Here is a 24525-nt window from a genome sequence, read left to right on the forward strand (position 1 = left end):
ATTTGCGGGCCGGACAGCTTTGCGGCTATGAGGCCGCCTGCCTCCACCACTGACGAGCCCGATCCCGCCGTGACCCTGCCGCCCGCGCCCGCCGCGACGCCCGTCGTCGTCCTCGTCGAGCCGCAGATGGCGGAGAATATCGGCACGACCGCCCGGGCCATGGCGAATTTCGGCCTGTCGCGGCTGCGCCTCGTCGCCCCCCGCGACGGCTGGCCCAATGCCAAGGCCTATCCGGCCGCCTCGGGCGCGAACCGGGTGCTCGACGAGGCCGAGCTCTTCGATACGCTGGAGGAGGCAATCGGCGACCTGACCTATGTGCTCGCCACCACCGCCCGCCAGCACGACCAGGCCAAGCCCGTGCTCGGCCCGCGCGAGGCGGTCGGCGAACTGGTGACGCGCATCGGCGGCGGCGCCGAGGTCGGGGTGATCTTCGGCCGCGAGCGCAATGGCCTTCTCAATGGCGAGGTGGCGCTGGCCGATGCCATCCTCACCTATCCGGTGAACCCGGATTTCTCCTCGCTGAACCTCGCCCAGGCCGTCCTGGTGCTCGGCTATGAATGGTTCACCCAGGCGCGCGGCGGCGTGCTGCCCTATGGCGCGCCGCATGGCTCGGAACCGGCCACCAAGGCGCAGATGCTGGCCTTCTTCCGTTCGCTGGAGACCTCCCTCCACCGGGTGGAGTTCTTCCGCCCGCCGGAGAAGCGCGAGGGCATGGTCATCAACCTGCGCAACATCTTCCAGCGCATGGCGCTGACCCGGCAGGACGTGGCGACGCTGCACGGCGTCGTCACGGCGCTTGCCGAGGGTGCGCAGGGGCCGGCCCGCGGCGGTACGCTCACCCCGGACGGGGCGGAGGCGCTGCGCAACTTCCTCGCCGATTCCACCCGCGGCCTCACCGGCGGCACCGCGCCCATCCGCGGCATTTCCCGCCTCATCCGCCGCAATCCCACCGAGGCCGAGAAGGCGCTGTGGGAGGTGCTGGTGAAGGACCGGGGCTTTGCCGGCCGCGGCTTCAAGCGGGCGGTGCCGATCGGCCCGCATGTCGCCGACCTCGTCTCCTTCGACGAGCGGGTGGTCGTCGATTTCGAGCCGCACACGCAGGGCGATGCGGCCGCCGGCCGGCGCGAGGAGAAGCGTGTCTGGCTCGCCGAGCGCGGCTATCGCATCATCATCATGGAGGCGCGGGTGGTGGAGGCCGATCCGCCGGCAGCGCTCGAGGACCTGCGGGCGCGCCTCGCGGTGCTGCCGCCCCCGTCGCGCTAAGGAACCGTTCACCCTCGATTGTAACTCTGCGTTGCAAAGAGGGCCTGAACACCGTTGCAACCGCTTTTGGCGGTTTCGTTTTACCAATCATCAGCCCTGATCGGCGCAAGACTCCGTTTAAGTCGATGGAGTTTTTGCGATGTTGGGTCCTGTTGCCAGCACAGTCGCCGGCCTTTTCGGTCGCGTGGTCGGGTTCGCCGGGCGCTTTCGCGCCTCCCGGTCGGGCGGCGTCGCCATTCTCTTCGCCGTCGCCCTGCCGCCGCTGCTCGGCGTGGTCGGTTCGGCCGTCGACTACACCTTCACCTCGCGCGCCAAGGCCAAGCTCGACGGCGTCGCCGACATGGCGGCGCTCACTGGCGTGAAGATTTCCGCCAGCCTGCCGACGGCCACCGTGGCGAAGGCCAATGCCATCGCCTCCTTCAACGCCAACAACGACGCCATGTCGCGGGTGACTCTGACCAGCCTCGACATCACCGTCGTCGACAATGGCCTGGTGCGGACCGCGACGGTCACCTACACGGCCAGCGTCCAGACCGCCTTCATGGGCCTGTTCGGCTTCAACACCATGCAGATCGGCGGCACGGCCAAGGCCTCGTCGAACCTGCCGACCTATATCGACTTCTACCTGCTGCTCGACAATTCGCCGTCCATGGGCATCGGCGCCACCAATGCCGACATCTCCACGATGATGGCGAACACCCCGGACAAGTGCGGCTTCGCCTGCCACGACCTCTCCGATCCGTCCGGCAACTATTACAAGCTGGCGAAGAAGCTGAACGTCACCATGCGCATCGACGTGGTGCGGCAGGCGACCCAGCAGCTCATGGACACGGCGCAGACCGCCCAGGTCGTCAGCGGCCAGTTCCGCTCGGCCATCTACACCTATGGGGAATCCTGCACGACCATCGGCCTGACGCAGATCTCGGCGCTGACGGCGAACCTGTCCAACGCCAAGGCGAAGGCCAATGCCATCGACCTGATGACGATCCCCAAGCAGAACTACAACAACGACCAGTGCACCGATAACACCGGCAACCTCACGGCCATCAACCAGCTCATCGCCACGCCCGGTGACGGCTCGACCTCCGGGGCGCCCCAGAAGGTGCTGATGCTGGTGGCCGACGGCGTGACCGACGCCAACTATTCCTCGACCTGCACCCGCCCGACGGCGAGCGGCGGCCGCTGCCAGGAGCCGCTCAATCCGGCTGTCTGCGAAGCCATCAAGGCCCGCGGCATCCGCATTGCCGTGCTCTACACGACCTATCTGCCGCTGGACAATGACTGGTACCGGAACTGGATCGCGCCGTTCCAGCCGACCATCGGCACGAAGATGCAGAGCTGCGCCTCGCCGGGCCTCTATTTCGAGGTGAGCCCGACGCAGGGCATCTCCACGGCCATGACGGCGCTGTTCCAGAAGGCCGTCGCCACCGCCCGCCTGACCCAGTGAGGCGTCACGCCCGGATGGCGATGGTCATGCCGGTCATGACCACCGCCATGCCGATGAGCTCGGAGGCCGAGGGCCATTCGCCCAGCAGGATGGCGCTCGCGACCGCCGTGATGGCCGGCACCAGCGGCAGGAAGAGCGAGGCGCGGGCTGCGCCCAGCCGCTGGTTGGCCGTGGCATAGAGGAAGACCGAGGCGATGCCGACCAGCAGGCCCTGGTAGATCGCCTGCAGCGCGATGGCGCCCATCCCCGCCGAGGCGATCTTCAGCGGCACGGCCAGCGCGAGGAGCGGCAGCACCGCCAGCGACAGGATCGACAGGGTGATGGTGATGTCGAGCGCATCCGCCTGCCAGCGCTTGGCGAGGATGCCGAAGATCGCCCACATGGTCGAGGCGAGGACGAAGAGCAGGTCGCCGCGCCAGGCGCCGTCCGAGGCCCCGGCAATGAGCCCCTGGCCGGCGACAAGGGCGATGCCCGTGACGATGAGCACGAGGCCGAGAATGCGCGCGGGCGGGCTCGTCTCGCGATAGGCGGCATAGGCGATGAGCGCCGTCACCACGGGAATGAGGCTCGGCGCGATGACTGCCGTGTGCAGGGCGGGCGCGAAGGTCGAGCCGCCGACGAGCACGGTCGAGAAGGGCGCGCCGGCGAAGAGGGTGAGGACGAGCGAGCGCTTCCAGCCGAGCCGGCCGACGGGGAAGGGCTTCAGCCGCATCAGCCCGAAGGGGATCAGCACCGCCGCGGCGGTGAGGAAGCGCAGCAGCGTCACGTCGACGGGCCCGAGGCCGTCCCCCACGGAACGGCGCGAGACGACCGCCTGGATGCCCCAGATCAGCGCCGCGCCGGCGCCGCAGGCGAGCCCCATGAGGGCGTCGCGGGAGGCGGGGGCTGCGGGTCGGGTCTCGGCCATGGGACGGGTCGCCTTGCGCCATCGGGCGCGGAGGATGGTCATGGCCCGGGGGGCTGCACGTCGGCAACCCGACTGACAGCAGGGCAGGGGCGCGACGGCCCCCGCCGTTCCGCCGATGTTGACCCGTCACGGGCGACCGATAGGCTTCCTCCCCGGTACCCGCGAGGTGGCACGCCCATGGACGCGACGGCCCTTCCCGAGATGAGCGTGCCCGCGTCGGCGCCCGACGAGATCCTCGACGTGCTGATCGTCGGTGCCGGCATGTCCGGCATCGGCAGCGCCTATCACCTGTCGAAGAGGCTGCCGCACCTGACCTTCGCCGTGCTGGAGGCGCAGGACGGCTTCGGCGGCACCTGGCGCACCCATCGCTTTCCCGGCATCCGCTCCGACAGCGACCTGCACACCTTCGGCTACAGCTTCAAGCCCTGGACCGGGCCGCCCATCGCCACGGCGGCCGAGATCAAGGCCTATCTCGAGGGCATCATCGCCGAGAACGGCCTCGACCGATTCATCCGCTATGGCCGCCAGGTGCTGGCGGCGGACTGGTCGGAGGCCGATCGCCGCTGGACCGTGACGGTGCGCGAGCGCGCAACGGGCGCCACGCGGCGGATCGCGACGCGCTTCCTGTGGATGTGCCAGGGCTATTATCGCCACGATGCCGGCCATGTGCCGGACTGGCCGGGCATGGCCGATTTCGCCGGCACCATCGTCCATCCGCAGAGCTGGCCGGAGGATCTCGACACCACGGGCAAGCGGGTCGTGGTCATCGGCTCGGGCGCAACAGCGGCGACGCTGGTCCCGGCGCTCGCCGGGCGCTCGGCCCATGTCACCATGCTGCAGCGCTCGCCCACCTATTTCCGCACCGGGCGCAACGCCATCGAGCTTGCCGAGACGCTGCGCCAGTTGCAGGTCGACGAAAGCTGGATCCACGAGATCGTCCGGCGGAAGATCCTCTTCGACCAGGACGCCTTCACCCGGCAGACCTATGAGCAGCCGGAGCGCGTGAAGGCCGAGCTGATCGGCGCCATCCGCGCCATTCTCGGGCCTGACTACGACGTCGAGACCCATTTCACCCCGCGCTACCGGCCCTGGCGCCAGCGCATCGCCTTCGTGCCGGACGCCGACCTGTTCCACGCCATCCGCCGTGGCGAGGCCTCGGTCGTCACCGGCGAGATCGAGCGGTTCACCCCAGGCGGGATCAGGCTGCGGTCGGGCGAGGAGATCGACGCCGACATCGTCGCCACCGCCACCGGCTTCCGCCTCAGCGTCATGGGCGACATCCCCTTCAGCCGCGACGGCGTGCCCATCGACTTTGCCGAGACCGTGACCTGGCGGGGGACGATGTTCACGGGCGTGCCGAACCTCGTCTGGGTCTTCGGCTATTTCCGCGCCAGCTGGACGCTGCGTACCGATCTCGTCGCCGATCTCGTCTGCCGCCTCCTGCCGCACATGGCGGCGCGGGGCGCGGATGTCGTCGAGCCGGTACTGGCCGAGGGCGATGCGGGAGCCCGCGGGCCGTGGACCGACCCGGAGGACTTCAACCCGGGCTATCTCCTGCGCGACCTCGACCGCCTGCCGAAGACGGGCCCGGGCGAGGCCTGGCGGCACAGCCAGAACTACTGGGCCGACAAGGACGCCTTTCCGGCCATCGACCTCGACGATCCGGCCTTCCGATACACCTGACGGGTCCCCGGAATGACGAAGGCCGCCGGACATGAGCCCGGCGGCCTTGATGTCTCCGAGAGTCGGAAAGCTCAGCCGGCCTGGATCTGGGCGATGGCGGTGGCCATCAGCTCGTCCATGGTGCGGCGAATCTGGTGCTCGGACTGGCCGGCATTGGCGGCGTCGAGGTCGGCCTTCACCTTACGGAACACGTCGTCGTCGCCCGCCTCCTCGAAATCCGACATGACGACGGACTTGGCATAGGTCTCGGCGTCGGCGCCGGTCTTGCCCAGGAGCTCCGCAGCCCAGAGGCCGAGCAGCTTGTTGCGGCGGGCGGTGGCCTTGAACCGCAGCTCCTCGTCATGGGCGAACTTCTTTTCGAAGCCTTCCTGGCGCTGGTCGAAGGTGCTCATCGGTGGCTCCTGGCTCGTCTGTCATCAGCATGGCGGATCGCCGATCCGCCGGGAAGGGGTCGTCCCCGCCGGCCTTGCATATAGTCGTCCGATCCCCACCTTGGCGAGAGCCTTGGCGTCGCATCACGCCGCTTTGCCGTCCCATCCGGGCGCGTCCTGCACCGATTCATTGTGCAATGGCGAACGATCGGATAGGAAGGCAAGGCGGGCAAAGGCGTCAGCGCGCCCGATTCTGCGGGTCGCGCGCCCAATGCTTCGTCGCCGGAGACCGGCAAACCGGAAACCTGGTGAGAGATGGATTTCCTCAAGACACGGTATGTCCCTATGAGCCGCCGTCGCCGCATTTATGAAGGCAAGGCCAAGGTTCTCTATGAAGGCCCGGAACCGGGAACCCTCATCCAGCACTTCAAGGACGATGCCACGGCGTTCAACGCCAAGAAGCACGAGGTCATCGACGGCAAGGGCGTGCTCAACAACCGCATCTCCGAGTATCTGTTCTCCAAGCTGAACGACATCGGCGTGCCGACGCATTTCATCCGCCGGCTGAACATGCGCGAGCAGCTCATCCGCGAGGTGGAGATCATCCCGCTCGAGGTGGTGGTGCGCAACGTCGCCGCCGGCTCGCTGTCGACCCGCCTCGGCATCGAGGAGGGCACCCAGTTGCCGCGCTCGATCATCGAGTTCTATTACAAGAACGACGCGCTGAACGACCCGCTGGTCTCCGAAGAGCACATCACCGCCTTCGGCTGGGCGACGCCCCAGGAGATCGACGACATCATCGCGCTCGCCATCCGCGTCAATGATTTCCTCTCCGGCCTGTTCCTCGGCGCCGGCATCCGCCTCATCGACTTCAAGATGGAATGCGGCCGCCTCTGGGAGAACGACATCATGCGGATCGTCGTCGCCGACGAGATCTCGCCGGATTCGTGCCGGTTGTGGGACATCCGGTCCAACGACAAGATGGACAAGGACCGGTTCCGCAAGGATCTCGGCGGGCTGATCGAGGCCTACACGGAAGTCGCCCGCCGCCTCGGCGTCATGGGCGAGAACGAGCGCCCGACCGGCCCGGTTCTCGTCCAGTAAGGGCGCCGTGCGCCCTGGCGGCACCGCTGATGCTCCTGTCTCGCCCCGCGGCACCGCCGCGGGCGAGGTCTTTGCGCTCCTGCGGGCCGGCTTTGTCGCCGTCGTGGCGACCGTCATGCTCGCCTCCTGCGCCTATGTGCCTGTCGCGGTCGATGGCGTCGCCGTCCGCCCCGATGTCGCCGCGGCGCCTGCCGCTGACACGCCCTGGATCTTCGTGCCGGCCAATGGCTGGATCACCCGCGATACGGTGACCCCGGTCTCGGTCGGCGCCTGCGCCGACCCGTCCTGCTCGCAAAAGGTGGCGGTGGCGGTGATCGAGGCGCGGGGCGCCGAGGCGCGCACCCTCCTGCGCAGCCTCAATGATCCGCGCGGGCTGGCGACCCGGGTCATCGAGGGCAACCGCCGCCGCATCGCGCTGGTCACGCAGGCGCAGCGCGGCGTGCCGCGGGCGACCGCCGCCCGCCGCATTCCCCTGCGCGTCACGGCCCGCACCGCCGGCTTCCGTCACCGCGATCTTCGTGGCTTCACGCTGGAGATGCGCCGGGCTGCCGCGGGCCGAAGCGATGCCCGTCCGGCCCATGCTGCCGTGCTCGCCCGGCCGCGCGGGGGATCGGTGAAGCTGGTGCTCGTCATCGGTGAGCGGGCAGGGCCGGTGCAGGCCACCGCACGGGCCGTCGCCGACGCCAATCTCTGACGCCCCGCCGCCTTTTCGCCCGCCCCTCGCCGTCAAACGGAAATGTTCCGGTGCGATGAGGGCGTGTCGTCCCGCCCCCAGGTGCCCCATGATTCGCCGCCTCGTCCTTGCCTTCGGCCTTGCCGCCGCCTCCCTCGGCCCCGCGCCGCTCGCCCTCGCCCAGGAGGCGCCCCAGGCCGCCGTCGTGAATGTCGATGGCTGGGAGCGGCAGGTCGCGCAGACCGGCACGATCTTCTACCGCTGCAAGCCGGGTGGCACCTGCGCCGCCGGCTCCACGGTGAGCTATCGCGGCCAGGCCGTGGCGCCCGTGCCGACCGTCGCCGTCTACCGCGAGCGGCAGGAGGGCCTGAACCGCCGCATGGTCGAGCAGAGCAATGGCCGCCTCTCGGCCGTCGAGATCATCGAGGTCGCCGAATCGACCCGCGGCAGCGCCAAGGTGCTCACCGCGGTGAAGGCGCTCGTCGCCGCGAACGGTCCGCGCCAGTTCCTCGCCACCAGCCTCGTCGCCGATGGCGACCGGCACCTCTCCATCGTCTCCACCGCCGGGACGGAGGCCGCCGCGCGCGCCAATATCGCGACCTTCCTGCCCGTGCTGCTCGCCGCGCCGCGCAGCGCCACCACGCCGCCGGCGGCCCCGGCCGGCCAGCCGGCGCGTCCCGCCGAGCCCCGCCGCAACCCCTGAGGCGGGGAAAGAGGGCGTTTCGGCCGCGAGACGCCCATTCCTCCATTGATCGCGGCGGCGCGGCGGTCTAGACGGACCCCCATCCGAACCCGCCGAGGAGCGCCCGATGAAGGCCCGCGTCACCGTCACGCTGAAGACCGGCGTTCTCGATCCGCAGGGCAAGGCGATCGAGGGCGCGCTGAAAAGCCTCGGCGTGGAGGGCATCGGCTCGGTGCGCCAGGGCAAGGTCTTCGACCTCGAGATCGCCGACATGGACCGCGCCGCCGCCGAGGCCGCGATCAAGGCGGCCTGCGAGAAGCTGCTGGCCAATACGGTGGTCGAGAATTACCGGATAGAATTCGTGTGATTTTTCCGTCACATCGACGGGCGATCGTCGCAGGGCGGATGGACGGCCGTAGGTAATTGTACGAAGAAACCACCTGTTCGCATCAGGGGGCTTCCGTGGTCCGCGTCATCATTCTCGCCATCGCTGCCGCCGCGCTCGCCGGCTGTTCGCAGACCGCGTCGCGCAGTGGATATCGCGCCGTGGATCCCAATGCTCCCATCGCCCCGGGGGCGGTGCGCATTGCCGAACGCCCGATCGATCCGGACAAGTGGGCCATGCGGGGCGGGGTGTTGCGTCTCGCCAACCGCCCACCCCAGCGCGCCACCCTCCATGTCTGCCGCCCGGCTGCCTGCGCCGAGCCGGCCTTTGCCGTGGTGGTGATGACGCCCGGTGCCCCCCGCGCGCCCGATCGCGAGGCGCTGAAGCGCATCGCCACCGAGCAGATCCCCAGCCAGAACGAATTGAACCAGCTCATCGCCTCGGCCAATCCCTCGGCTGCGGCAAGCCGCGTGGTGTCCAGCAATGTCGCGACCCTCAAGGGCCAGCCGGGCATCGTCATGGAGATCGAACGCCGCGCCGCCAATGGCGGCAGGACGGTGCACCAGTTCGGCGGCTTTGCTTTTGCCGGCGGCATGATGATTTCGGTCCAGTCCTATTCGACCGACCGGGAGTTCGCCCGCCGCAACCGGGACCTCATCCTGGAGCGGATCGACATCCGCGAAGGGCCGCGGGTGGATACCGGCACGGTGGTGGAGACCACGGTTCCCGCGACGCCCGCCGCGCCCGCCCCCACACCGCCCGCGGCGCCTCAGCGACTTTGACCTCGGGCGATCAGTCGGCTAGCAGGAGGCTTGCCCCAGGAGCCTCATCATGAAAGCCGCCGTCATCGTCTTTCCCGGGTCGAACCGCGAGCGTGACATCGCCTATGCGCTGGAGCTGACCTCGGGCCAGAAGCCTGCCCTGGTCTGGCATGGCGACCGCGACCTGCCCGCCGGCACCGACCTCGTCGTCCTGCCCGGCGGCTTCTCCTATGGCGATTACCTGCGCTGCGGCGCCATCGCGGCGCGGGCGACCGTGATGGACGCGGTGCGTGCCCATGCGGCGCGCGGCGGCCTGGTGCTCGGCGTCTGCAACGGCTTCCAGATCCTCTGCGAGGCGGGGCTGTTGCCGGGCGTGCTGATGCGCAATGCGCAGCTCAAGTTCATCGCCCGCAACGTCCACCTCAAGGTCGAGCGCTCGGATACGCCCTTCACCCGCCGCTACAATGCGGGCGCGGTGATCGAGGTGCCGGTGGCGCATGGAGAGGGCAATTTCATCGCCGATGCCGAGACGGTGGCAAAGCTCGAGGGCGAGGGCCGGGTGGTCTTCCGCTATTGCGACGCCGCCGGCCAGGTGACGGCGGGGGCCAATATCAACGGCGCCACCAATGCCATCGCCGGCATCGTCTCGGAGAACCGGCGCGTGCTCGGCATGATGCCCCACCCCGAGAACCACGTGGACCCGGCCATCGGCCCAACCGACGGCCGCGGCCTCTTCGAGAGCCTCGCCGAGGCGCTGCAGACGGCGTGAGCCGGTGGGGGCCGCGCGGTCCCGGCCTGAAGCGCCCTTTTTCCGGACGCGACCGGGTTGCCTTGCCCCTCACCCTTCCCTCTCCCCGCTCGCGGGGAGAGGGGGCAACAGCGTTCCGGTTCATCCGACAACGGTTGAGCCTGGCTGTTCGGCCCAGATCACCCTCGACGTCGAAGTCCCCCTCTCCCCGCGAGCGGGGAGAGGGAAGGGTGAGGGGCCACGAGACCCATCACGCTGACAGCCGCATCCGCTTGATCATGCTGGTGATCGCCTTGAAGGCGTCACCGATGCCGCCCGAGTTCGTCACGTTGAAATACATGGACGGGTCGGTGGCGCAGGCGCGCAGCAGCGCCGCATTGCCCTCGATGACGCGCACCGTGAACAGCGTCACGCCCGCGGCCTTCACCGCATTGCAGGCGAGCGCCGTGCGGGCGTCGATGGACGAGGTGGTGCCTGTCCAGCGGTTCTGGGTGTTGTCGCCATCGGTCAGCAGGATCATGTAGCGCAGCACGTCCGGGGTCGTTTCGCTCTGGGCGAAGGGCGCGCCGGGGGAGGCGACCGCGAGGCCCGTCTGCAGGCCGATGGTGATGTTGGTGTTGCCCGCCGGCTGCATGGCGGCGATGGTCGCCCGCGCCAGGGTGAAATTGGTCGAGAGCGGCTGCACGGCGGCGAGCAGGCCGGTGGCGCATTTGGCGGCGCGATAGCGGGTCGGGTCGGAGGTCGGCGCGACATCGGTTGTGTCGGCGGGCTGGTCACGGTCGGTGAGGCAGCCGGTCCAGTCGGTGCGCGTGGTGACGAGCGAGGTCGCGATGGCGGTGCCGTCGAAGCGGATCCAGGACTCGTTGCGATAGCCGGTGCCGATGTTCACCTGGGTGTCGAAGGGAACGACGGCGATCTTCACCTGGTCGGAGGACACGCGATTCGCCTCGAGATCGGCGATGAGGTCGAGCGCGGCGGTCTTTAGCGCCGCCATCTTGCCGCTCCAGCCCATCGACCCGGTATTGTCGAGGACGAGGGTGATCTCGATCTTCGGCTCGTTCCACGAGGCCTGCGAGGCCACGCCGATGGGCATGGTGCTGACGCCCATGGTGGCGGCAATGGTGGTCTTGAGGCTGCCGTCCACGGCGAGCCGGATCGTGTTGCCGGTCCGCAGGACCTGAAGGGTGCCGAGGCTGAGGTCCGCGGGGCTGGTGAAATTGCCGGCGAAGGCCTTGTTGGCCGCATCCTGCAGGGCGGCGTCGGACAAGCGGCGCGAATCCTTGGCCACCGCCAGGGAGGCCGCATCCAGCGCCGCCTGGATCTGGGCGGTGGTGCGGGAGGCGCGGGTATAGTCCACCGCCGCGCCGATCATGCCGAACAGAGGCAGGGCCGCCATGGCGAAGAGCATGGCCACGTTGCCGCGGGTATCGGACCCGAATCGAGACACCTTCGTCGTCATCTGTGCCGCTCCCGGACGTCCGCCCCGTCCGGCGGCGTCCTCGCCCTCAAGGCTTCAAGCGGCGTGCCGAGACTGGGGTCTCGCTGCGGGAAACTGCCTTTCGCCGTTGCGAAACGGGGGCGCGGGGGCTAAGTGCAACGCTTCACGGACTGGCCCGCGGGACGGACGACGGCATGATCCCCAACGAACCGAAGATCACCCCCGAACTGGTCGCCAGCCACGGCCTGAAGCCGGATGAATACCAGCGGATCCTGGAGCTGATCGGCCGCGAGCCGACCATCACCGAGCTCGGCATCTTCTCGGCCATGTGGAACGAGCACTGCTCCTACAAGTCGAGCCGCCTCCATCTGAAGACGCTGCCGACCAAGGCGCCCTGGGTCATCCAGGGCCCGGGCGAGAATGCCGGCGTGATCGACATCGGCGACGGGCTCGCCGCCGTCTTCAAGATGGAGAGCCACAATCACCCGTCCTATATCGAGCCCTATCAGGGCGCGGCGACGGGCGTCGGCGGCATCCTGCGCGACGTCTTCACCATGGGCGCGCGGCCGATCGCGGCGCTGAACGCCCTGCGCTTCGGCGATCCCGAGCATCCGAAGACCCGCCACCTCGTCGCGGGCGTCGTCGCCGGCGTCGGCGGCTACGGCAATTCCTTCGGCGTGCCGACCGTCGGAGGCCTCGTCGGCTTCCACACGCGGTATGACGGCAATTGCCTGGTCAACGCCATGGCGGTCGGCCTCGCCCGCACCGACGGCATCTTCTACGCCAAGGCGACCGGCGTCGGCATGCCCATCGTCTATCTCGGCTCCAAGACCGGCCGCGACGGCATCCACGGCGCCACCATGGCCTCGGCCGAGTTCGGCGAGGGCGCCGAGGAGAAGCGCCCGACCGTGCAGGTCGGCGATCCCTTCGCCGAGAAGCTGCTGCTCGAGGCCTGCCTCGAGATCATGGAGAAGGACTGCGTCATCGCCATCCAGGACATGGGTGCGGCGGGACTGACCTGCTCGGCGGTGGAGATGGGGGCCAAGGGCGACCTCGGCGTCGAGCTGCACCTTGAAAACGTGCCGACCCGCGAGGCCGGCATGACGGCCTATGAGATGATGCTGTCGGAGAGCCAGGAACGCATGCTCATGGTGCTGAAGCCCGAGAAGGAAGAGGAGGCCAAGGCCATCTTCCGCAAATGGGGCCTCGACTTCGCCGTCATCGGCCACACCACCGATGACCTGCGCTTCCGCATCAAGCTGAAGGGCGAGGTCATGGCCGACCTGCCCATCAAGGAGCTCGGCGACGAGGCGCCGCTCTATGACCGGCCGCATGTGCCCACCCCGAAGAAGCCGGTGATCGAGGCCGCCTCCGTGACGCCGCCGCTGTCGAACCGCGACGCGCTGCTGAAGCTCATCGCCACGCCGGACCTGTCGTCGAAGCGCTGGGTCTACGAGCAGTACGACTCGATCATCCTCGGCAACACCGTGCAGCGCCCCGGCGGTGATGCCGCCGTCATCCGCGTCGAGAACGGCCCGAAGGGCCTCGCCATGACCTGCGATGTCACGCCCCGCTATTGCGAGGCCGATCCGGTCGAGGGCGGCAAGCAGGCCGTGGCCGAGACCTATCGCAACCTGTCGGCGGTCGGCGCGCGGCCGCTCGCCATCACCGACAATCTCAATTTCGGCAATCCCGAGCGGCCGGAGATCATGGGCCAGCTCGTCGGCTGCATCCGCGGCATCGGCGAGGCCTGCCGCGAGCTCGACTTCCCCGTCGTGTCCGGCAACGTGTCGCTCTACAACGAGACGCAGGGCCGGGCGATCCTGCCGACCCCGACCATCGGCGGCGTCGGCGTGCTCGACGATTTCGCCACCAGCGTCACCATCGCGCCGAAGAGCGCGGGCGAGCAGGTCTTCCTGCTCGGCGCGACCACGGGCTGGCTTGGCCAGTCGGTCTATCTGCGCGACATCTGCGGCCGGGAGGAGGGCGCACCGCCCCCCGTCGACCTCACCGCCGAGCGCCGCCACGGCGAGTTCGTCCGCGCTCTCGCGGGCGAGGGCCTGCTGACGGCCTGCCACGACATTTCCGATGGCGGTCTTGCCGTCGCGCTGGCCGAGATGGCCATGGCGTCGGGCCAGGGCATCACGGTCGAGACGCTATCGCATGACGTGCCGGCCCATGGCTTCTGGTTCGGCGAGGACCAGGGCCGCTACGTACTGGTGGTGCGCGAGGCCGATGTCGAGACGCTGGCGAGCCGCGCTGCCGGCGCCGGCATCGAGCTCACCCGCCTTGGCGAGACGGGCGGGCCTGCGTTGACCCTCCCCGGCGAGGAACCCATAGTGGTGAAGGACTTGAGGCAAGCCTTCGAGTCGTGGCTGCCGGCCTACATGTCCCGCGCGGCCTGAGGAGAGACCCAGCCATGCCCATGGCCGCTGCCGATATCGAGCGGATGATCAAGGAAGCGCTTCCCGACGCCACCGTCGAGATCAAGGATCTGGCGGGCGACGGCGACCACTATGCCGCGACCGTCGTCTCCGAGGCCTTCCGCGGCAAGTCGCGCGTCCAGCAGCACCAGCTCGTCTATGCCGCGCTCAAGGGCAAGATGGGCGGCGTTCTGCACGCCCTGGCGCTGACCACTAGCGCCCCGGCCTGAGGGCGCCCGGCAGGGCCCGACACCGGCACGGAGCCGCTTGTCCGGCGGCCTTGCGATTCGCGCCGTGACGGCATGCGTCGAAAACACGCTTGCAAGGACTCGACCGAAGCGCGATCAATGCCCACCTGACGCATATCCGGGTCTCAGCGAGCCCGCTCCAGCGAGAGAGTGCCATGACCAATCCCGCCCACGACAAGATCGACGCCGAGGTGAAGGCCAATGACGTCGTGCTCTTCATGAAGGGCACCGCGCAGTTCCCGATGTGCGGGTTCTCCGGCCAGGTCGTCCAGATCCTCGACTATCTCGGCGTGCCGTTCAAAGGCGTGAACGTCCTCGACTCCGACGAGATCCGCCAGGGCATCAAGGACTATTCGAACTGGCCGACCATCCCGCAGCTCTACGTCAAGGGCGAGTTCGTTGGCGGCTGCGACATCACCCGCGAGATGTTCCAGTCGGGCGAGCTCGTTCAGCTGATGAAGGAGAAGGGCGTGCCGGTCCGCGAGGCCACGGCCTGATCCCTTCCCTCCGCGCCGGGCGGACCTGCGACATCCTGCCCGGAAGTTGCCATGATCGGCTGCGAGAGGCATAAGGCAGCGGGGCACCGATAGGGGCCCCCGTTCATTGCGCGGCATGTGCCGCGTTGCCCCGGCCTTCGGGCCAGCCCATGGCCGCCCGCGCGGCGGCCGCAAGCCACGGGACCGCGTCGCCCCGCATGACCAGAGCCGTCCGACGATTGCGCGCCGCGCTTGTCCTTGCGTCCCGCCAGCCGCTGCGGGCCGCCGCCATCGGTGCCCTCGTCGCCGCGTCCACCCCCTGCCTTGCCCAGCAGAGCCTCGGCTTCCAGGCCGGCTCGGCCCCGGCCGGCACCACCGGCGGTGGCCAGCCGCTGAACCTCCTGTCGCCCACCTTCATCGCGCCCCTGCCGCGGCAGGCGACCCCGCCGCGGGGCGGTTCGGTTCCCGGCGCTGTCGCGGCCCCCGCCGTCGCCGTGGCTCCGACCATGACGGCGCCGCTGCCGCTGCCGCGCCCGGATGCTGCGCCCCGCGCCGTCATCACCCAGGCCAGCGCGCCTGCCGCCGTCGCCGCGGGCATGGCGCCGGCCATGTCCGCTCCGGCCATGTCGGCTCCGGCCATGTCCGCTCCCGCGCTGGCCGCGCAGCCGCCTGTCGCCAGCGCCCCGCCGCCGGCCGCCACGGCCGAGGCGCCGCCGCTGCTCCGCCCCTCGATGGATGAGTGGCCGCAGGACGAGGATCGCAGCCGCATCATCATCCCCGGCGCCTACCAGCGCCCGCAGCCCCAGCCGCAGACCGGCATCGAGGCCATCGCCGCTGCCGCGCCGCAGCAGGCCCGTCCGAACGAGCCGCAATTGCCGGCCCGCGCCGTCGCCTTCCACGCCCCGGTGCCGACCGTGCGGCCGGGCGCCACGACCATCGTCCCGGTCTCGGCCGGCCCTGCCACGGTGTCCGCTCCGCAGCTCGCCTCGGCCGGCTCCGTGCCGGTGAGCCTCACCACCCAGGGCAGCGCCACCACCACCGTCGTGCCGGCTGCCCCGGCGGGAAGCCTGCCCGGCGCCCAGCAGGCCATCATCCAGACGCGGCCGACGCCGGCGACCGGCCCGGTCCTCGCCGCCCTGCCGCCGGATGGCGGCGCCCGTGACTGGCCGCGCTACGTGCCCGGCGCCCGCGGCACCGATCGCAACCTCGGCATTGCCGGCGAGCGCGTCATGGCCGATCCCGGCGTGCCGCTGACCTGTCTTCCGGCGCCCGTGCGCCGCGCGCTCAACGACGTCGCCCTGCGCTTCGGGCCGATCATCGTGCGCTCCACCCATCGCGGCAACGGCACGTTCGTGCGCACCGACGCCTGGCGGGGCTCCTATCACCGGGACTGCCGCGCCGCCGATTTCCGTGTCTCCGGCGAGCCCTCGGCAATCCTGGCGTTCCTCAGGAGCCGCCCCGACCTCGGCGGCGTGAAGCGCTACCGCAACGGGCTCTTCCACATCGACAACGGCCCGCGCCGGTCCTGGTGACATCGCCCGCGCCGATCCATTCGCGGCGATGATCAGCCCATCAGAACCGTGAATTTGCCTCCTGCGGCCGATCCAGCCACCCTCCCGGTCCATCACCCCCGGGAGGACCTGATGCTGCTCGTCGGAATGCTCGACAGTCCCTATGTGCGCCGCGCGGCCATCGCCGGCACGGCGCTGGGGATCCCCTTCGACCACCAGTCGGTCTCGGTGTTCCGGCACATGGACCGCTTCCGCGCCATCAACCCGCTGATCAAGGCGCCGTCGCTGGTCGCCGAAGACGGCACGGTGCTGATGGAATCGCAGCTCATCATCCAGCACATGGAGGATGTGGCGGGCAAAAGCCTCCGGCCGGCCGATCCTGCTGCCCGGCTCGCCGACCTCAGGGCGACGGCGCTCGCCCTCGTCACCTGCGAGAAGGCCATCGCCATCGAATATGAGCGCAAGCGCCCCGAGGCGATCCGCTATGCGCCCTGGGCCGACCGCGTCGCGGACCAGTTGCAGGAGGCGCTCGCCGCCGTCGACATGGTGGCGGGCGAGCGCTGGCGGGCCTTGCCGGAGGCCTGGACCCACGGCGCCATCGGCGCGGCGGTGGCCTGGGGCTTCATCCGCTTCACCATCCCCGACGTGGTGGCGCCCGATGCCTTCCCAGCGCTCGCGGCCCATGCCGCGCGCTGCGAGGCGACGGAGCTCTTCAAGCATTGGCCGATCGATCGCGAGAGCCCGTGAGCTCCATCGGGTCTTCGTCCCGCACTACCGCGTCATGCCCGGCCTAGTGCCGGGCATCCACGACTTGACCACTGCGCTGCGAGAATTCGTGGATGCCCGGGACAAGCCCGGGCATGACGGAGAGGACAGTGCCTGCGCAGATATCGTGTCCTTGGCGCCGTCGCACTAGCCCCAACAGCAAAAAGGCCGCCCGGTGGGGCGGCCTTTTCCATGTCCCGCCGAAGCGGTGAAAATCAGCGCGAGTAGAACTCGACGACCAGCGAGGGTTCCATCTGCGTCGCGTAAGGAACCTCGGAGAGGGTCGGAACGCGCGACAGCTTGGCAACGCCCTTGCCGTGATCGACCTCGATGTAGTCAGGAACGTCACGCTCGCCGGACTGGATGGCCTCCATGTAGAGGATCATCTGGCGGGAGGTCTCCTTGACCTCGACCACGTCACCGACCTTCACCTTGTAGGACGGGATGTTGACGCGGCGGCCGTTGACCTTCACGTGGCCGTGGTTGACGAACTGGCGGGCAGCGAAGACCGTCGGCACGAACTTGGCGCGGAAGACGACGGCGTCGAGGCGGCGCTCCAGCAGGCCGATCAGGTTCTCGCCGGTGTCGCCCTTCACCCGGACGGCCTCGGTGTAGACGGCGCGGAACTGCTTCTCGGAAATGTTGCCGTAGTAGCCCTTCAGCTTCTGCTTGGCCTTCAGCTGGGTGCCGAAGTCGGAGAGCTTGGACTTGCGGCGCTGGCCGTGCTGGCCCGGGCCGTACTCGCGGCGGTTCACCGGGCTCTTCGGACGACCCCAGATGTTCTCGCCCATACGGCGATCGATCTTGTACTTGGCATTATGACGCTTCGACATCGCGTGTCCCTTGTCGTTCGTGTTCGATAGGAGACGCGCCCTCCTCTTGTCCGGTCGGTCGGGAGAAATGCCTCGGCATTTCCCGACCGGGTCCCATCTCGCATTTTCGCGCCTCGAGAGGCGAAAATGCGAGAGACGGGCCAAAGGCGACATGCGTTCGCATGTCCTTGCCTTTGGCGCCCGCAGACACGACAGGTCGGTCACAGGGACCGGCCGCGGGTGCGCAATCCCGCCGGCTCGCCCGGAAGCGACCCGTCAGGAAGCGGCGTCCTTAGCCGCGACGGCCTGCGATGTCAATGAAGCGGCAGGGATTCCACCCGCGTCTCGCCGAGGCCGAAGCCGGCGAAGACGGTGGCAAGGCCGGCAAGCGCCGCCCCGCCGGTGAGGAGGGCGGTGGCGGGCGGCGGCACATGGCCGGGCTGGGCGGGGCCGAGGATCTGCGTGACGCGCCGGGCGATGGCGGGGGCCGGGTCGATCCAGGCGACGGGCCAGGGCGCGATCTCCGCGAAGATGTCGGCGAGCAGGGGATAATGGGTGCAGGCGAGCACCACGGCGTCGGTGCGGCGGCCGTCCACATCGACGAAGCAGGGGGCGATCTCGGCGGCGATGGCGGCAAGGTCCGCCGGTTCGCCGCGCATGGTGGCCTCGGCGAGGCCCGCAAGGCGCGGCGAGCCGACCAGCGTCACGGCGCAATCGCCGCGATATTCCGCCACCAGCGCCCTGGTGTAGTCGCGCGCCACGGTGCCCGGCGTCGCCAGAACGCTGACGAGGCGGCTCACCGAGGTCTCGCAGGCCGGCTTCACCGCCGGCACGGTGCCGACCACCGGCACGGTGAAGCGGGCGCGCAGATGCGGCAGCACGAGGGTGGAGGCGGTGTTGCAGGCAATCACGATGCAGTCCGGCGCGTGGGCCGCCACCAGCCGCTCCATGACCTGCAGCACGCGGGCGACCAGATGCTCCTCGGAGAGCGCGCCATAGGGGAAGGCGGCGTCGTCAGCGCAATAGACGAAGCGGGCGTCGGGACGGGCGCGCACCAGATCGCGGTGCACGGTGAGGCCGCCGAGGCCGGAATCGAAGACCAGGATGGTCGGGGCACGGCCGCCGCGCGGGGCGGCGGAGGGCAGGGGCTGTTTCATGCCGGCCAGGGGATCGAAGGCGATACGCATCACGCACCTTCACGCGGAGAGACGGCGGAAGTCTGGCGGCAAAGCGTTAAGGTTTCGCGAGTCTTGCGGGCATTGCCGCCGCACAAGGCTGCCGCGCGGGGGGCGGCGTTGACGGGCAGGGCCGGGGCGTCCCATCACTAGCCAAAAGCCGGGGCGCGAGGCCTCCGGACCCGAGGGAGGATGACATGCACCAGCCGCCGAAGCCCTACGAGCTCGCCCGCCGCCTGCGCGCCGGCGAGAGCCTGTTCACCGCCTGGATGAGCATGCCCGAGCCGCTGCTCGCCGATCTGGTGGCGCGCGAGGGCTTCGACGCTGTCACCTTCGACATGCAGCATTCCTCGGTGGACCTGCTCTCGGCCATGCGCGGCATCTCCGCGGTGAACCATGCCGGCAAGCCGGCGGGCGTGCGCATCGCCCTCGACGCCTTCGGCGACGGCGCCCGCCTCCTCGATGTCGGCGCCGAGATCATCATTGCGCCGATGATCAACTCGGTGGCGGATGCGAAGAAATTTGCCTCGGCCGTGAAGTACCCGCCTCTCGGCGACCGTTCCTGGGGCGGCAACCGCTTCCAGCAGCTCATCGGCATGAACCCGCAGGACTACCTGCGGCAGGCCAACGAGATGACCGTGGCGCTCGCCATGATCGAGACGACGGCGGCGCTTGCCGCGGTCGACGACATCCTCGCGGTGCCGGGCATCGACGGCGTCTTCGCCGGGCCGTCCGACCTCTCCATCACCCTGCTGAAGGGCGAGAAGCTCGATCCGAACCACCAGGTGGTGAAGGACGCCTTCGCCAAGATCCTCGCCGCCGCGAAGAAGGCCGGCAAGCTCACCGGCTGCTACGCGCCGAGCCCGGAGCGGGCGAAGGAACTGGCGGCCGAGGGCTGGGGCTTCATCACGCTGATCAATGACAGCCTGATGGTGCGCGGCGGCGCGCAGCAGGCGCTGAAGGCGGTGAGGGCGTAAGGGCCTGAACACGAGGGGAGGGCGGCCTACTTTTGCTCAAGAACGCACGTTGGCAAATGCGCTCTCCCCCAATAGTTGCTCTTCGGTGTTGACTTATACTATGGCGTGCGCTTTCTTCATTCCTCAAGCATAGGGAGGATCATATGAAGAAGGCTGTTTTCGTCGGTCTATTGGTTGTCTTTGCTACCCCCTCGTTTGCTCAATACTATGGTTCGGGGCAGCGTGGGTATGGCGGATATGGCTCAAACACGTATGGGTCAGGCTCGAATTCGAGCAGCCATACGGTGCAGCCGCACATCACCAATCAAGGGACTTTTGTGCCGGGGCATCAGCGGACGAACCCGAACTCCACCCAATACGATAACTACGGCACCCGTGGGAATGTGAATCCCTACACCGGACAGCAGGGCACGCGGACCCCCCGCTGGTGAGTGAGCCTATTAGGGACTTCTCACAGATGTCCTAAACCTCAGCCCAGCGCTTTCAGGAACCCCGCAAAGCGCATGAGCCCCTCCGGCCAGGGACCGTGGCCGGAGGCGGCGTTGATATGGCCGGCATCGCCGGCATCGGCCACCGCCGCGCCCCAGGCGTAGCCGATGTCTTCGGCGCGGCGGTAGTCGCAGTGCGGGTCGGTGCGGCTCGCCACCAGCACCGAGGGGAAGGGCAGGGGATCGCGCGGGATCGGCGCGAAATGCCGCTCGACCTCGGGGATGTTGGCATGTTCCTCGATGTCGGGGAGGCCGACGAGGAAGCCGCCGCGCACCACCCCTTGCGGAAACAGCGGCGCCGCATGGGCGATGGTGACGACGCCCAGCGAATGGCCGACCAGGATCACCGGCCGCGTGCAGGAGGCAACGGCGGTGGCGAGATTGTCCACCCAGCGCGCCTTCTCCGGCTTGTGCCAGTCGCCGAGATGGACGCGGCGCGCCGTGGGCAGCTTCGCCTCCCAGCGCGACTGCCAATGGTCGTCATCGGAATTGGTGAAGCCGGGAACGATGAGGATGTCGGCGTCGGCGGTGCGCATGGGTCAGAAAACTTCCACGGATTCCTGCCCGGCGGCCCGGCGCAGCTTGGTATCGAGGGTCGCTAGGGGAAGGCCGCGGCGGCGCGCCAACTCCAGGTAGCTGGCATCATAGGCCGAGAGATGGTGCCTGCGGGCGAGGTCCGCTACGCGCCCCCATGGAGCGGATGCACCGTCCGGGTCGATGGTCACCACAATCTTGGCGAACTCGCCCAGCAACGTTTGAAGCACGTCGGCATCAAACCGGCCGCGACGATGGGCCTGGAGCATCCCGTTGACGACTTCGAGCCGCCAAATGGCCGGCACGATGGTCCCTGCCGTCAGAGCCGCCTCGACGATGTCTGCCGCTCCGCCAATCATCTCATCGGGCAGGAAGGCCGCCAGCATGCAGGAGGCGTCCAGAACGATCGGTGTCATCGCCGACCGTCGTCGCGCCAGTCGAGAACCTCTTCGACTGTGACCGCGCCACCCTTCAGCGCTCCAGGCTGGCCAAGACGGGCACGGATCCGCTGGAGGGCACCGATCCCCGGATTGCTCGTCTCTTCGTGGTCCGGCACAAGCCTGACGACGTGCCTGCCGTTCCGGGTGATGCGAACCTCCTCGCCGCGTTCGACGCGGTCGATGAGTTCAGACAGCCGCTGCTTCGCCTCGAAGATACCGACGATGGTCACGACGCGCCTCTATCCAACAAGGCTGGATAGTATCACGCAGACCCGTTCCCGTCACGCTTCCCCGAAAACCCGGCGGAAGATCGTGTCGACATGCTTGAGGTGATAGCCGAGGTCGAACTTCTCCTCGAGCTCGGCTTCCGAGAGCGCCGCGCGCACCTCGGGGTCGGCCTTCAACAGGGTGAGGAACTCGCCCTCGCCGCGCCAGACCGGCATGGCATTGCGCTGGACCAGCCGGTAGGAATCCTCGCGGCTGACGCCCTTCTGGGTCAGCGCCAGCAGCACGCGCTGCGAATGGACGAGGCCGCCGAGCCGGTCGAGGTTCTTCTGCATGTTGGCGGGATAGATCAGCAGCTTGTCGATGACGCCGGTGAGGCGGACCAGCGCGAAGTCCAGGGTGACGGTGGCGTCGGGGCCGATCATGCGCTCGACGGAGGAGTGCGAGATGTCGCGCTCGTGCCAGAGGGCAACGTTCTCCATCGCCGGCATGGCCATGCCACGAACGAGGCGGGCAAGGCCGGTGAGGTTCTCGGTCAGCACCGGGTTGCGCTTGTGCGGCATGGCCGACGAGCCCTTCTGGCCCTCCGAGAAGAACTCCTCGGCTTCCAGCACCTCGGTGCGCTGGAGATGGCGGATCTCGGTGGCCAGCCGCTCGATGGACGAGGCGACGACGCCCAGCGTCGCGAAGAACATGGCGTGGCGGTCGCGCGGGATGACCTGGGTCGAGACCGGCTCGACCTTGAGCCCCATGGCCTTGGCCACGTGCTCCTCCACCCGCGGGTCGATCTGCGCGAAGGTGCCGACGGCGCCGGAAATGGCGCAGGTGCGGATCTCCTCGCGGGCCGCCTCGAGGCGGGCAAGGCAGCGGTCGAACTCGGCATAGGCCTGGGCGAGCTTGACGCCGAAGGTGGTCGGTTCGGCATGGATGCCGTGCGAGCGGCCGATGGTCGGCGTCATCTTGTGCTCGAAGGCGCGGCGCTTGAGGGCGGCGAGCAGCGCCTTCACATCGGCGATGAGCAGGTCGGAGGCGCGCACCAGCTGGACGTTGAAGCAGGTGTCGAGCACGTCGGAGGAGGTCATGCCCTGGTGGACGAAGCGGCTGTCCGGCCCGATGAACTCGGCGAGGTGGGTCAGGAAGGCGATGACGTCGTGCTTCACCTCGCGCTCGATGGCGTCGATGCGGGCGACGTCGAAGGTCACGTCCTTGGCCTTGGCCCAGATGTTGGCGGCGGATTCCTTCGGGATGACGCCGAGCTCGGCGAGCGCGTCGCAGGCATGGGCCTCGATCTCGAACCAGATGCGGAACTTGGTCTGCGGGTCCCAGATGGCGGTCATTTCGGCGCGGGAATAGCGCGGGATCATGGGACTGGCCTCGGCGGGTGGAAAATCGCCCGCGGCTTAGCAGGGACGGGCGCGGGCGGCAATCGGCCTCAGGCCGGCCGGCGGAAGGCGCGCCAGGCGAGGACCGTCGCCACGACCGGCAGGGCGATGCCGAAGGGCCACCAGAGGCGGAAGGCCGTCGTCGCCCAGAGGTAGAGCGCCGAGCCGATGCCGAAGAGGTGGTGGATCACGCCCATCTCGCCCTCATGGTCCTCGGCGAAGGCGGCGGACCGCTGGAGGACCGCGAAGACGAGGCCGGGGGCGACCAGCATCACGCCCAGCGTCCCGACGAAGGCGAGGCCGAGCCAGAAGGCCAGTGGCGGTCCGGGAAAGCGGGCACGCAGGGCCTCCAGCAGCCACCAGGCCAGCGCGATGCCGGGCAGGAGCGGCAGCGCCTGGAGGCAGATGACCTGCAGGCTGCGCCAGGACGGGGCGTGGCCTGCCAGCAGCGAGGCGGGCAGGGCGGCGACGAGGGCAACGGCGGTGGTGATGAGGCCGGCGCGCAGGGCGCGTCCCCAGACACCTGCCGGGGGCGGCGTCGCGGGGCGGCGGGGCGTGGCAGCGGGCTTGGCTGCGGTCTTGGCGGCGCGCTTGCGGGGTGTCTTCCCCGCTCCCGCGGCCGAGCCTTTCCGGTCCATGGTCGCTGCCCTGTGTGCCATGGCGAGAGGATAGGGCGGGCGGGTTGACGGGTGCTGAATGCGCGGTGGACCTGTCGACTTATCCCCACCCATCGCAGCGGCGCGATCCTCACGGCAGACCCGGCAATCCCGCCGGCAACCCCAAGAGGTCGCCATGCCGCAAGCCGCCCATCCCGCCACCGTTTCCCCGGTCTTCACCGTCGCCGCCCACCGGCTGCTCGCCGATGGCCGCCCCGTGGCCTTCCGTCCCTCGCCGCATGGCGGCAGCCCCATCCGGCCCGCCTATCTCGTGCTGCACTACACGGCGGGCCTCACCGCGGCGTCCGCCATCGGCTGGTTCCTCGACCCGAAGGCCAAGGCCTCGGCCCATCTCGTCATCGGCCGCGATGGGGCGGTGACGCAGATGATGGCCTTCGACCGCAGCGCCTGGCATGCGGGGGTGAGCGCCTGGGCCGGGCTCACCGGCCTCAACAGCCATTCCATCGGCATCGAGATGGTCAATGCCGGCAAGCTGGTGCGCGGGCCCGCCGGCGGTTGGCGGACCTGGACCGGCGAGCCGGTTCCCGAGGCCGACGTGCTGATCGCCCGCCACCGCAACGAGCCGGCGGACGCGGCCTGGCACCGCTACAGCGAGGCGCAGGTGGCGACCGTCACCGCCATCGGCGCGGCGCTGCAGGCGGCCTATCGGTTCAAGGGGGTGGTGGGGCACGAGGACATCGCCCCGCGCCGCAAGGTCGATCCTGGCCCGGCGTTTCCGCTCAAGGAGGTGGCGGCCCGGATCATGGGGGAGGGGTGAGGGTCGTGGATGTTCTGAAACGGGCGTCAAAGACCAATGCGACGCTTCCAACTCGTCATGCCCGGGCTTGTCCCGGGCATCCACGAATGTCTGGTCAGGGCGTGGTCAAGTCGTGGATGGCCGGGACAAGCCCGGCCATGACGGCGGAGAGCTCTGTGGTCAATCGGCCCGCG

Annotated in this window: 27 protein-coding genes; 17 read left to right on the forward strand and 10 right to left on the reverse strand. The window is 69.2% G+C overall.

The features are described from left to right. Nucleotides 1-27: 27 nt before the first annotated feature. Together C8P69_RS17230 and C8P69_RS17235 are read left to right on the forward strand one after the other, a co-directional pair. A complete protein-coding gene (locus C8P69_RS17230) occupies nucleotides 28-1263 on the forward strand; it encodes a TrmJ/YjtD family RNA methyltransferase (RefSeq protein ID WP_108178673.1) in 1236 nt (411 codons plus the stop codon). 139 nt (nucleotides 1264-1402) lie between these two features. Next, nucleotides 1403-2710, forward strand: coding sequence for a TadE/TadG family type IV pilus assembly protein (locus C8P69_RS17235; protein ID WP_108178674.1), 1308 nt, complete (start codon nucleotides 1403-1405; stop codon nucleotides 2708-2710). A gap of 4 nt (nucleotides 2711-2714) precedes the next feature. On the opposite strand, the gene C8P69_RS17240 is transcribed toward C8P69_RS17235, so the two are convergent. After that, a complete protein-coding gene (locus C8P69_RS17240) occupies nucleotides 2715-3617 on the reverse strand; it encodes a DMT family transporter (RefSeq protein WP_170118283.1) in 903 nt (300 codons plus the stop codon). A gap of 177 nt (nucleotides 3618-3794) precedes the next feature. Here C8P69_RS17240 and C8P69_RS17245 point away from each other — a divergent pair, with 177 nt between their 5' ends. Next, on the forward strand, nucleotides 3795-5300 hold the full coding sequence (locus C8P69_RS17245) for a flavin-containing monooxygenase (protein WP_245902105.1): 1506 nt from the start codon (nucleotides 3795-3797) through the stop codon (nucleotides 5298-5300). Nucleotides 5301-5371: 71 nt separating this feature from the next. On the opposite strand, the gene C8P69_RS17250 is transcribed toward C8P69_RS17245, so the two are convergent. After that, nucleotides 5372-5692, reverse strand: a complete 321-nt coding sequence (locus C8P69_RS17250; RefSeq protein ID WP_108178676.1) for a DUF1476 domain-containing protein — start codon at nucleotides 5690-5692, stop codon at nucleotides 5372-5374. 294 nt (nucleotides 5693-5986) lie between these two features. On the opposite strand from C8P69_RS17250, the gene purC reads away from it, so the two are divergent. The 6 genes from purC to purQ all read left to right on the forward strand — a co-directional run bounded on the left by purC (nucleotide 5987) and on the right by purQ (nucleotide 10045). Beyond that, entirely contained in the window at nucleotides 5987-6775 is a 789-nt protein-coding gene (gene purC / locus C8P69_RS17255) for a phosphoribosylaminoimidazolesuccinocarboxamide synthase (RefSeq protein ID WP_108178677.1), read from the forward strand. A 7-nt stretch (nucleotides 6776-6782) separates the two neighbouring features. Then, nucleotides 6783-7469, forward strand: a complete 687-nt coding sequence (locus C8P69_RS17260; protein ID WP_108178678.1) for a hypothetical protein — start codon at nucleotides 6783-6785, stop codon at nucleotides 7467-7469. Between the two features lie 88 nt (nucleotides 7470-7557). Continuing rightward, nucleotides 7558-8151: a hypothetical protein gene (locus tag C8P69_RS17265; RefSeq protein ID WP_108178679.1), complete on the forward strand. Its 594-nt coding sequence runs from the start codon at nucleotides 7558-7560 to the stop codon at nucleotides 8149-8151. Nucleotides 8152-8257: 106 nt separating this feature from the next. Next, complete coding sequence (purS, locus tag C8P69_RS17270) at nucleotides 8258-8497, forward strand: phosphoribosylformylglycinamidine synthase subunit PurS (protein ID WP_108178680.1); 240 nt, start codon at nucleotides 8258-8260, stop codon at nucleotides 8495-8497. A gap of 95 nt (nucleotides 8498-8592) precedes the next feature. Next, nucleotides 8593-9297 (forward strand): hypothetical protein, encoded by a 705-nt coding sequence (locus C8P69_RS17275; RefSeq protein ID WP_108178681.1) that lies wholly within the window; start codon nucleotides 8593-8595, stop codon nucleotides 9295-9297. A 49-nt stretch (nucleotides 9298-9346) separates the two neighbouring features. After that, entirely contained in the window at nucleotides 9347-10045 is a 699-nt protein-coding gene (gene purQ, locus C8P69_RS17280; RefSeq protein ID WP_108178682.1) for a phosphoribosylformylglycinamidine synthase subunit PurQ, read from the forward strand. Between the two features lie 229 nt (nucleotides 10046-10274). Here the strand turns inward: purQ and C8P69_RS17285 are convergent, their stop codons facing one another. Beyond that, complete coding sequence (locus C8P69_RS17285) at nucleotides 10275-11483, reverse strand: vWA domain-containing protein (protein ID WP_108178683.1); 1209 nt, start codon at nucleotides 11481-11483, stop codon at nucleotides 10275-10277. Between the two features lie 173 nt (nucleotides 11484-11656). On the opposite strand from C8P69_RS17285, the gene purL reads away from it, so the two are divergent. The 5 genes from purL (at nucleotide 11657) to C8P69_RS17310 (ending at nucleotide 16867) form a co-directional block, all read left to right on the forward strand. Next, on the forward strand, nucleotides 11657-13867 hold the full coding sequence (gene purL / locus C8P69_RS17290) for a phosphoribosylformylglycinamidine synthase subunit PurL (RefSeq protein WP_211353841.1): 2211 nt from the start codon (nucleotides 11657-11659) through the stop codon (nucleotides 13865-13867). Nucleotides 13868-13881: 14 nt separating this feature from the next. After that, nucleotides 13882-14115, forward strand: coding sequence for a BolA family protein (locus C8P69_RS17295; RefSeq protein WP_108178684.1), 234 nt, complete (start codon nucleotides 13882-13884; stop codon nucleotides 14113-14115). A 173-nt stretch (nucleotides 14116-14288) separates the two neighbouring features. Continuing rightward, nucleotides 14289-14630, forward strand: a complete 342-nt coding sequence (gene grxD / locus C8P69_RS17300; protein WP_108178685.1) for a Grx4 family monothiol glutaredoxin — start codon at nucleotides 14289-14291, stop codon at nucleotides 14628-14630. Between the two features lie 197 nt (nucleotides 14631-14827). Continuing rightward, complete coding sequence (locus tag C8P69_RS17305; RefSeq protein WP_146167370.1) at nucleotides 14828-16141, forward strand: D-Ala-D-Ala carboxypeptidase family metallohydrolase; 1314 nt, start codon at nucleotides 14828-14830, stop codon at nucleotides 16139-16141. A gap of 111 nt (nucleotides 16142-16252) precedes the next feature. Beyond that, entirely contained in the window at nucleotides 16253-16867 is a 615-nt protein-coding gene (locus C8P69_RS17310) for a glutathione S-transferase family protein (protein ID WP_108178687.1), read from the forward strand. Nucleotides 16868-17100: 233 nt separating this feature from the next. On the opposite strand, the gene rpsD is transcribed toward C8P69_RS17310, so the two are convergent. Together rpsD and murI are read right to left on the reverse strand one after the other, a co-directional pair. After that, a complete protein-coding gene (gene rpsD / locus C8P69_RS17315) occupies nucleotides 17101-17718 on the reverse strand; it encodes a 30S ribosomal protein S4 (protein WP_108178688.1) in 618 nt (205 codons plus the stop codon). Between the two features lie 293 nt (nucleotides 17719-18011). Beyond that, a complete protein-coding gene (gene murI / locus C8P69_RS17320) occupies nucleotides 18012-18878 on the reverse strand; it encodes a glutamate racemase (protein WP_425440767.1) in 867 nt (288 codons plus the stop codon). A 191-nt stretch (nucleotides 18879-19069) separates the two neighbouring features. Between murI and C8P69_RS17325 the strand changes: the two genes are divergently transcribed. Both C8P69_RS17325 and C8P69_RS23580 read left to right on the forward strand, forming a co-directional pair. Beyond that, nucleotides 19070-19849 carry an HpcH/HpaI aldolase family protein gene (locus C8P69_RS17325; RefSeq protein WP_108178690.1) on the forward strand — a complete coding sequence of 260 codons (780 nt, stop codon included), beginning with the start codon at nucleotides 19070-19072 and terminating at the stop codon, nucleotides 19847-19849. 143 nt (nucleotides 19850-19992) lie between these two features. Further along, nucleotides 19993-20280, forward strand: a complete 288-nt coding sequence (locus C8P69_RS23580; protein ID WP_146167371.1) for a hypothetical protein — start codon at nucleotides 19993-19995, stop codon at nucleotides 20278-20280. Nucleotides 20281-20318: 38 nt separating this feature from the next. On the opposite strand, the gene C8P69_RS17330 is transcribed toward C8P69_RS23580, so the two are convergent. From C8P69_RS17330 to C8P69_RS17350, 5 genes are all read right to left on the reverse strand, one after another. After that, complete coding sequence (locus tag C8P69_RS17330; RefSeq protein WP_108178691.1) at nucleotides 20319-20873, reverse strand: RBBP9/YdeN family alpha/beta hydrolase; 555 nt, start codon at nucleotides 20871-20873, stop codon at nucleotides 20319-20321. A 3-nt stretch (nucleotides 20874-20876) separates the two neighbouring features. Continuing rightward, nucleotides 20877-21287 carry a type II toxin-antitoxin system VapC family toxin gene (locus C8P69_RS17335; RefSeq protein ID WP_108178692.1) on the reverse strand — a complete coding sequence of 137 codons (411 nt, stop codon included), beginning with the start codon at nucleotides 21285-21287 and terminating at the stop codon, nucleotides 20877-20879. After that, entirely contained in the window at nucleotides 21284-21541 is a 258-nt protein-coding gene (locus C8P69_RS17340) for a type II toxin-antitoxin system Phd/YefM family antitoxin (RefSeq protein WP_108178693.1), read from the reverse strand. Before C8P69_RS17340 ends, C8P69_RS17335 begins: the two co-directional genes overlap by 4 nt. 51 nt (nucleotides 21542-21592) lie before the next feature. Next, nucleotides 21593-22900: an adenylosuccinate lyase gene (gene purB / locus C8P69_RS17345; RefSeq protein ID WP_108178694.1), complete on the reverse strand. Its 1308-nt coding sequence runs from the start codon at nucleotides 22898-22900 to the stop codon at nucleotides 21593-21595. A gap of 68 nt (nucleotides 22901-22968) precedes the next feature. Then, on the reverse strand, nucleotides 22969-23556 hold the full coding sequence (locus C8P69_RS17350) for a hypothetical protein (protein WP_108178695.1): 588 nt from the start codon (nucleotides 23554-23556) through the stop codon (nucleotides 22969-22971). A 154-nt stretch (nucleotides 23557-23710) separates the two neighbouring features. Between C8P69_RS17350 and C8P69_RS17355 the strand changes: the two genes are divergently transcribed. After that, the gene (locus tag C8P69_RS17355; protein WP_108178696.1) at nucleotides 23711-24352 is read left to right on the forward strand and encodes an N-acetylmuramoyl-L-alanine amidase; all 642 of its coding nucleotides are present in this window, start codon (nucleotides 23711-23713) and stop codon (nucleotides 24350-24352) included. Nucleotides 24353-24525: the final 173 nt, after the last annotated feature.

The organism is Phreatobacter oligotrophus (assembly GCF_003046185.1).
Classification (GTDB): Bacteria; Pseudomonadota; Alphaproteobacteria; order Rhizobiales; family Phreatobacteraceae; genus Phreatobacter; species Phreatobacter oligotrophus.